Here is a 1,675-nt window from a genome sequence, read left to right as displayed (position 1 = left end):
CTTACGAGGGGCCTTTTTCTTTTTAAGATACTGATTTATAAAATCTATCTGCATAAATAATTATTAAAAATTAAGCGACATTGGCCACTTTTATGCAACATGTAATTCTCGTGAAACATGGTGCTAAAAGTGCTGAAGAGTTCTCGAATGTGAAATTTAGTCCGAAAATTTTGCGAATTACTTAACAGCTCAAAATTGATTATATTGATTGCATATCACCACCTGCGTAGTTTTTTATCGAGGATAAAAAAGTAAATTAGGTTGGTAGGGTGAATTTAAAAAGTTTTACGAGAAAAGTGTCTTCAACGAGGGACCACCGGCTACTGGCCGAAGCAATATTCGATCAATTAGAGAACCTCTTTTCCCCCCACGCGATCGCCATTTTTGAAGACCCTTTAACCAATCCTCGTTGTTCTGTGAGTTTTTCTCGCGGAGAGCTTTACCCTATTCAAAAGTACCCTGAGATTTTCTGGGACTGGGCCTGCCAATTTGATACATCCGAAAGCATTATTCCTCTGGCGATTAACACTTGTAACTGGAATCACACCCAAGATTTAGGTGGCGACAGCTACATAATGATGCTCGACAACACGCCAATAAACCGCACCTTTTTACTTATACAATCTGTCCAAGATCGACCAGCACACAATATTTCCGAAGAAAGCTACGACGAAATGCAGCTCGCGGCTGCGCGTTGGCAATGCATTCGAGCCGAGAAAAATGCATCACAAGAGATGCGACATCGAGACATCCGTGAAGCTCAATACGTCGATGAAATTAGCCAGCGCGAACGCTTTATCGAAAACATGAAGTTAGTTCAGCAAGTCGCACTCGAGATCTCCAACCCTGATTCCTTAAAAGATTTGTATTACAAAGCCGTCGAAGCCCTGCGTGAACGATTGGGATTTGACCGCACCACACTGATGCTACTGGACATGAAAAAGCGCAGTTTCAGCGGTACATACGGCACGGATGAGTCTGGTATTACGATCGATGAATTCCACACGCAGTACGACCTTCATCAACTGAGTGAGGAATACATCGCTGCGCTGTCGAGCCTTGAGAGTAATTTAGTGATCATCGAAGATGCGCCAATATACACGGCGGGCAAAGTGGTCGGGCAGGGATGGAACGCGATGTTAATCTTGCGCGACGGCAATGAGCCCTTCGGTTGGTTTGCGCTCGATAACTTCATTCATCGCAAGCCGATAACGGCGTATCAAAAACAGATGTTGGACTCGTTTGGTTCTCTTTTCTCACAAATTTATATCCGTAAGCGCCAAGAGCAAAATGTGCGCATGTTGCACTCAAGCATGGTTGAGCTATCACGCTGTACAACCGTGAGTGATGTGTGTAAATCGGCAGTGACTTTCGCGATTAAAAACCTCGGTATTGATCGTATGGCGGTATTTTTGACCGATGAAAACTGCTCATACATGCAGGTCACTTGGGGCACGGACATTCAAGGGAATGTCGTCGATGAGTCCTATTTCTTTGGTGAGACGCAAAACTTTTCTCTGATCAATTTAGCTCGCGCCGTACCGAGTGAAGTCGCATTCGAAGAATCCGTTCCCATTTACCACGACTGTAATATCGTCGGTTTTGGTTGGGCGGCAATGACGGTTCTCACCTCAAACAGCAGTGGCCCCATCGCTTTTATTGCCGTCGATAACCT

General features: G+C 44.6%; 1 pseudogene. It reads left to right on the top strand.

Features of this window, described 5'->3' with window-relative positions:
- Positions 1–323 precede the first annotated feature (323 nt).
- Positions 324–1,675 (top strand): annotated as a pseudogene (locus R8N28_RS24160) (GGDEF domain-containing protein); the annotation flags it as partial.

It is taken from the genome of Vibrio sp. Vb1554, assembly GCF_033344235.1.
This window is presented reverse-complemented; position numbering and strand designations above follow the sequence as displayed.